General features: G+C 58.3%; 9 protein-coding genes. All 9 read right to left on the bottom strand.

The window, feature by feature from the left end:
* The coding region (locus P8Y39_12090) for a F0F1 ATP synthase subunit gamma (protein ID MEJ2193057.1) at window positions 1-807 on the bottom strand (807 nt) is incomplete at its 3' end.
* 2 nt (window positions 808-809) lie between these two features.
* Window positions 810-2,306 (bottom strand): F0F1 ATP synthase subunit alpha, encoded by a 1,497-nt coding sequence (locus P8Y39_12085; protein ID MEJ2193056.1) that lies wholly within the window; start codon window positions 2,304-2,306, stop codon window positions 810-812.
* Window positions 2,303-3,067, bottom strand: a complete 765-nt coding sequence (locus P8Y39_12080; GenBank protein ID MEJ2193055.1) for a F0F1 ATP synthase subunit delta — start codon at window positions 3,065-3,067, stop codon at window positions 2,303-2,305. The genes P8Y39_12085 and P8Y39_12080 overlap by 4 nt, the downstream gene beginning before the upstream one ends.
* 24 nt (window positions 3,068-3,091) lie before the next feature.
* Window positions 3,092-3,358: an ATP synthase F0 subunit C gene (gene atpE / locus P8Y39_12075; protein ID MEJ2193054.1), complete on the bottom strand. Its 267-nt coding sequence runs from the start codon at window positions 3,356-3,358 to the stop codon at window positions 3,092-3,094.
* Window positions 3,359-3,387: 29 nt separating this feature from the next.
* The gene (locus P8Y39_12070) at window positions 3,388-4,053 is read right to left on the bottom strand and encodes a F0F1 ATP synthase subunit A (GenBank protein MEJ2193053.1); all 666 of its coding nucleotides are present in this window, start codon (window positions 4,051-4,053) and stop codon (window positions 3,388-3,390) included.
* Window positions 4,050-4,316: an AtpZ/AtpI family protein gene (locus P8Y39_12065; GenBank protein MEJ2193052.1), complete on the bottom strand. Its 267-nt coding sequence runs from the start codon at window positions 4,314-4,316 to the stop codon at window positions 4,050-4,052. Before P8Y39_12065 ends, P8Y39_12070 begins: the two co-directional genes overlap by 4 nt.
* The gene (locus P8Y39_12060; protein ID MEJ2193051.1) at window positions 4,313-4,714 is read right to left on the bottom strand and encodes a F0F1 ATP synthase subunit epsilon; all 402 of its coding nucleotides are present in this window, start codon (window positions 4,712-4,714) and stop codon (window positions 4,313-4,315) included. Before P8Y39_12060 ends, P8Y39_12065 begins: the two co-directional genes overlap by 4 nt.
* Entirely contained in the window at window positions 4,711-6,078 is a 1,368-nt protein-coding gene (gene atpD / locus P8Y39_12055; protein MEJ2193050.1) for a F0F1 ATP synthase subunit beta, read from the bottom strand. Before atpD ends, P8Y39_12060 begins: the two co-directional genes overlap by 4 nt.
* A gap of 160 nt (window positions 6,079-6,238) precedes the next feature.
* Window positions 6,239-6,503, bottom strand: a 265-nt coding sequence (locus P8Y39_12050; protein ID MEJ2193049.1) for an ABC transporter permease, incomplete at its 5' end; no start/stop codon positions are given.

Raw genomic sequence — 6,503 nt, 5'->3', positions numbered from 1 at the left:
CATTTCCTCGGTTATTTCCTCCTGCCGGGCATAATTTTGAAGGGACCGGAGCTCTTCGAGCCTGCGATCTATATTCTGAGAGGCGCCCTGCAAAGTTCTGAGGCGGTACCAGTTTTCGGACCTCAGGGATTCAAGAAAGCAACGGTACAGGCTGATGTATAGGAATTCCTGGAGTATGTCTTCAAAAAGCCTGGCCGGGTTCATGTAGACCAACGGGGGTCTCTCCGCAGCACCCCTGGCTTTTACTCTGGCCGGGTCAGGTGGAAGGATCTTCTCGGTGCCGAGCACGGCCTTGTCCTCTTCGATAAAGCTAAAGACGAATGCAAGGGAATAGTACTCTCTTCTCCGGTATTCTTCCGAGACGGACTTGAGCGTGCTCTCCAGGGCGCTTTCTATGCCGCTGACGCTCACGGGTGCCTCGGCATGCATGTCATAGGGTATCCCTTTGGAATCCAGTACTCCCTTGAGTCTCCTGCCTACCACGAACAGGCTGTCGGGTTCCCGCAGGGCTCCGGAGACGGCCCCCGCTATCCTGTCGTTATAAGAGCCGCATAGTCCCTGGGAAGAGCCAAATACAACCATGATGCGCCTAGTGCCCCGCCGGACGAGTGCCGTTGCTGCCGGAGGATGGTGGGCCTGGAGGTCCGCCATGGCGCAAAGAAGGCTGTCCTCGTATTTTCTGATGTTGTAAACGGTCTCCTCGGTCTTTCGAATTGTCACCCCGGAGTAAGCCTTCATGGCATTTATGATTTCTCCTATCGCGCGGGTGGTGGAAATCCTCCTTTGTATCTCAATCGTGGAGAGCATGGCTAGGCCCCGATTTCCCTGCTGAATTGTCTGAGCCGCTCCATCTCGGCGGTCGGGGGCCTCATCCCCCGTGTAATAAGCTCGACTGTTTCCGGAAACCGTTCCTTTATCTTGTCTATAATCTTTTCGGCGGCGCCGGAGACCTCCTCGAGGGCCAATCCGTCCAGCACGCCGGTTTCCAAGACCAGAAACCCCAGGACCTGTTCCTGGAGGGGCACAGGGTGGAACTGTCGCTGCTTGAGAAACTCCCTGAGCCTCTCTCCGCGGCGTATTAATCGTGCTGTTTCCTCTTCCACGTGGGCGCCGAATCGGGTGAAGACCTCAACCTCGGTAAACCGGGTGAAGTCCATTCTCAGCTTTTCCGAAACGCTTTTCATCGCGTCGCTTTGTGCCTTGCCGCCGATACGGGAGACCGACATGCCTATGTCTACGGCCGGCAGGAGCCCTTTGTTAAAGAGCTGGATGTCAAGATAAATCTGTCCATCGGTTATGGAGATCAAGTTCGTGGGGATAAAGGCCGAGATCTTTCTTTCCTGGGTCTCCACAATGGGCAGGGCGGTTATGGAGCCCCCGCCGTGGGCACTGTTAAGATTGGCGGAGCGCTCAAGAAGCCGGGAATGCAGAAAGAAAATGTCTCCCGGATAGGCCTCTCTTCCCGGCGGCCTTTTAAGGAGGAGGCTCAAGGAGCGATAGGCCTCGGCATGCCTGGTGAGGTCGTCGTAGACCACCAGCGCGTCGCGCCCCTTATCCATGAAGTACTCGGCCACCGAGGTAGCGCTGTAGGGGGCGATATACTTGAGGCCCAGGGAGTCGGAGGCATCCGCCACCAGGAAAACGACTCGGGAGAAATCACCATGCTTTTTCACTTCTTCCAGGGTTCTCAGGACGCGGGATTGCTTCTGGCCGATGGCTGCGTAGATGCAGATAACGTTGGAGTTTTTCTGGTTGATAATGGTATCTATGGCTATGGCGGTCTTTCCCGTTGAGGAATCTCCTATGATGAGCTCCCGCTGGCCCCGGCCTATGGGGAGCATGGAGTCTATGACCTTGAGGCCGGTATAAAGCGGGGTGGTTACGTACTCTCGCTGGACCAGGCTCGGCGCGTGTCTTTCCACAGGGGCATAGGATGGTTCCTCGGGCCCTGGCAGGCCGTCAAGGGGACTGCCCAGGGGGTCTACCATCCTGCCCAGTATCCAGTCCCCTACGGCCACCGAGGCTATGCGCTCGGTCTTGAAAGCCCTGGCACCGGCGCCTATGCCCTCCCCCTGGACCAAGATGATGACGCCCAGGGTCTCCCGGTCAAGGTCGAAGACTATGCCCTCGCTTCCGTCCTCGAAGGATACCAACTCGTAGAGCTTGGCATCCCGGAGGCCTGAGACCAAGGCTATCCCGTCGCCAGCCGAGACGACCCGCCCCTCTTCGGCCACACCAACCCGGTAGCCGGTCTGGCCGGCTTCATGTTTGAGCTTTTCGAGGAACCCTTCAAACGCCTGGCTCACTGCAGCTGTTCCAGTCTTCTTCTAAGGGCCTCGACCCGGCCCGAAAGGGAGGAGTCATAGACCTTGTCTTCAGCCCTGAGTTTCGCCCCCGCGATGAGCCCGATATCAACGGTGGCCTTTATCTCCACATCGCGGCCAAGGCTGGCCGTCAGCTCCCGGCGGAGACGGGAAAGTTCCTCTTCTTCGGCAGGGTAAGCGGTGACGAGCTCTACCTCGAGGGGGCCTCCCGTCTCTTCTCCCTCTTTCGTCCTTCGCTCAGTGGCCGAGGCCATCTCGGAGGCTATTTCCGGAACCAGTTCAAAAAGTCTTTCGAATGTCAGCCTGTGGATCTCGCGGTTGGAAAGGTCCGAAAGCATCTTCATAGAGAATGACGCTGCCGCCTCCACGGCCTTTTCTCTCAGGGCCGTGTCCATCTTCCGCTTTTCGGTTTCAAAAAGCGCCTTCTGCCTTTCCCCCTCCGCCCGGGCGTCTTCCCTGGCTTTGTCCATTAGCCTGATGCGCTCCTTCTCCACCTTCTGCTTCATGGTCTCCATTGTCTCCACCTTCAGGCGCTCCAGCTCCTCGATCTTATTCCGATACTGCAGCTGAAGCTCCTCGGCCTCCTCTTGCTTTTTCTCCGCCCCCTGCATGTTCCGCTCAACCGTCTGCCTGCGCCGCTCCATGACCTCTCTAACCGGCCTGTACAAGAGCCGCTGGAGTATGAAGAGCAAGACTGCGAAGTTTACAATCTGAAACAGGATGGTCCAGATGTCCAGTTTCACCTTAGCCCCTTCGCGCCGTCATCTTTACCTGGCTATCAGGTCGATGAGCGGATTGGCAAACAGGATGATGAGGGTGATCACGAAGGCGTAGATGGCGATAGACTCGATAAGTGCCATGCCCACGAACAATGTACGCATGATCTGCGCGGAAGACTCCGGTTGCCTGGCCATGGAATCGAGCCCCTGCTTGAGGGCTTCGCCCAGTGCCCTGGCCGGCCCATAGCCGCCGATGGCAATAGCCAGCGCTGCCGCAAAAACTGAAGCCACCAACACTACCGTCATGTCGCTCATCGACTCCTCCTCATCGATACTCCTCTTTTCTATTCACCGTGCCTCAGTCCTCCCGCAATGAACACGAGAGTAAGCATCCCGAAGATGAAAGCCTGTATCACGCCGATTATCAGGTGCAGAAGCTCGAAAGGCACAGGGGCCAGAAGGCCCATTACTCCGAGCAGGATGATACCCACCATCTCCCCGCTTATCATGTTGCCGAAAAGCCTGATGGCCATGGCCACGGTCCTGGTGGCCTCGGAGACCAGATGGAATGGAAGCAGCACCCACGTAGGCCGGGTGTAGTGCCGGAGGTAGCCCCTGAGCCCCTCCGTGCTTATGCCATAGGCGTGAGAGGACAGATAGGATATGATTGCAAAGGCGGCGGTCGTGTTGAGGTCCGCGGTGGGAGAGTCCAGACCGGGCACCAGCCCGGCCAGGTTGGCGAACCCTATGAAGATCCATAGGGTGCCCACCACAGGGACCACCCGCCAGGGGTCTATGGGAAGCACTTCCCTTATGGTCTCCACTATGGCGTCTATCACGGCCTCAAGGGCTTCCTGTGCGAGAGACGGCTCCGTGCTCAGCCTCCTGGTGATTAAATAGAAGGCCCCCGCGATTATAGCCATCACTATCCAGGTATCCACTACCGTGTCGGTGACACGGACAGGGCCGATGCTGAATATCACCTCGGGAAAAACCGTTATCTTTTTCATTCAGCGTTTCTCATCAGGAAGTACCACACATTGTAAGCCCCCACGGCGATGCCTAGAAGCATCAGGGTGATGGTCCAGGAGACCCCGCCGGGGAACTTTTTGTCCAGGTACCAGCCCACATAGGCCCCGGCCACTATGGGGAGGGCCAGGAGCCAGCCGCCCACCCCGATGAGATAGGCGTAATGCCAGAAACCCGCCTTTTTCCTGCCCTGGACGATGTCCCGGACGGACTTCTCTATCTTCTCGGGGAAGTCCGGCTTCACCTGGACCTTTCCATCTCCACCGATTTCTCAAGGAATGCCCTCTCCAGGCCCCGCACCAGGCTTGCATAGGCTGCCTCGGAGCGTTCCTTCCGCTTCATGGACTCCTCGATGGTCTGCTTGAGCTTCTCCGGATCCGTGTTTTCAAAGACCCCGCGGGAAGTCAGGGTTACCCTGCCATCCCGGACCAACAGCACCCCACCCTCCACAGCGAGGAAGACCTCCCGGCCCTCGACGTCGGAATAATAGCCCACCGAAGGCTGAAGCACGGTCACAAAATCCATATGCCCCCGCATCACCCCGAAGTAACCGGTTTCGTCTTCAAGCCGTATGTGCCTCACCTTCCGGGTCAGGGTCTGAAGGGGGGTTATTATCTCCACGTCAAAGGGCCTGCTGGTCATTTCCCCACCTCCTCCAGGCTGCCGACCATGAAAAACCTCTCTTCGGGGACGTCGTCCATCTCGCCGGAGAGTATGGCCTCGCAGCCGTCAAGGGTCTTGGCAAGTTCCACGTGCTTGCCTATCCGTCCGGTGAATTCCTTGGTGAGGAAGAAGGGTTGTGTGAGAAACCTCTCAAGCCTCCTGGCCCGGTGCACGACGAGCTTGTCCGCTGCAGAAAGCTCCTCGAGACCCAGCATGTTTATGATGTCCATGAGTTCCTTGTACCGGGCCAAATGCTCCTTGACGTCCTGTGAAATGTCGTAGTGGCGCTGGCCCATGTCCTCGGGGTTCAGGAGCTTGGAGTGCGAAAGCAGGGGGTCCGCCGCCGGGTAGAGCCCCTTGGCGGCAGCCTCCCGGGAAAGCACTAAGGCTGCATCCAGGTGTGGCATGACACCGGCCACAGCAGGGTCGGTCATGTCGTCGGCGGGCACGTAGACGGCCTGGACGGAGGTGATGCTTCCGCTCCGGGTGGAAACAAGCCTTTCCTGAACCTGGGCGAGTTCGGCCTCGAGGGTCGGCTGGTAGCCCACCCGCGAGGAGAGCCTGCCCAGCAACACGGAAACCTCGTTTCCCGCTTGGACAAAGCGGTAGACGTTGTCCATAAGGAAGAGGACGTCCGTGCCCACCTCATCACGGAAGAACTCTGAAATGCTTACCGCGCTAAGCGGCGTGCGAAAGCGGATGCCGGGCGATTCGCTCATCTGGCCGAACAGCAGGACGGAGTTGCCCATTATTTCCTGCCTTTGCATCTCCCGCCAGAGCTCGTGCCCCTCCCGCATTCTCTCGCCCACCCCACAGAAGACGCAGATACCCGCATGGACCTTGACCATTTTATAGATGAACTCCATGAGAAGCACGGTCTTGCCTACCCCCGCGCCTCCGAACATGCCCACTTTCCCCCCGCGAGGAAAGGGGGCCAGGAGGTCGATCATCTTGATGCCGGTCTCTACGATGCCGGAGGCCGGTACCTGAAGGCCTATGTCCGGGGGGGATTTGTGAATGGGCGCTGTTTCGGTCTTTTCCAGGGGGTTGCCCTCGTCTACGGGATTGCCGAAGACGTCAAAGGCCCTTCCCAGGCATTGCTTTGAGGTCGGAATGGAAAGCGGACGGCCCTGGGCCACGACGGTCATGCCCCTCGTGAGTCCTCCAGTAAAACCCAGGGCCAAGGCCTTTACGGAGGTTCTGCTGGTGTGGCTGTGAACCTCCATTATGGTCCGGGTTCCATCAGGGGCTTTCACCACAAGAGCCTCGTTAATCCCCGGAAGCCGGTCGCGAAAGTCCACCTCCACTATGTCACCGTGGATGGCTGAGATTATCCCCTCCATGCATCAGATGCTATCACAATATCCAGGGTTTTTGGAGTAACGCCGGCGTTATCCCGTCATCCATGGCAAGGGATGAGCACAGGGTGAGGTCGGTGACGTCCCGAGGTCTGAAGATAGGAACGTCGGCACCCCAGGTTAGTTCCGGCATAAAGTTGCGGCCTCAGTACATGCGCCGCCGATACAGCGACGCAGCGGTGGCCAGGGTAGCAAGCGCTATCACCGCCATGGGCCAGAACTGGCCGACGAGCGCATGAAACGGCGCCGCTTCCAGGAACACCTCCCTCAGTATGACCAGGAAATAGCGCATGGGATTGACCAATGTAATGTACTGCACCGTCTCGGGCATGTTAGCGATGGGCGTCATAAAGCCCGACAGAATGACCGCAGGCACCAGGAACAGAAAAGCGCCCAGCAACCCCTGCTGC

It is taken from the genome of Nitrospirota bacterium (assembly GCA_037386965.1).
Taxonomy (GTDB): domain Bacteria; phylum Nitrospirota; class Thermodesulfovibrionia; order Thermodesulfovibrionales; family JdFR-86; genus JARRLN01.
The sequence above is the reverse complement of the archived record's forward strand: the minus strand, read 5'-3'. Positions and strand labels throughout refer to the sequence as shown.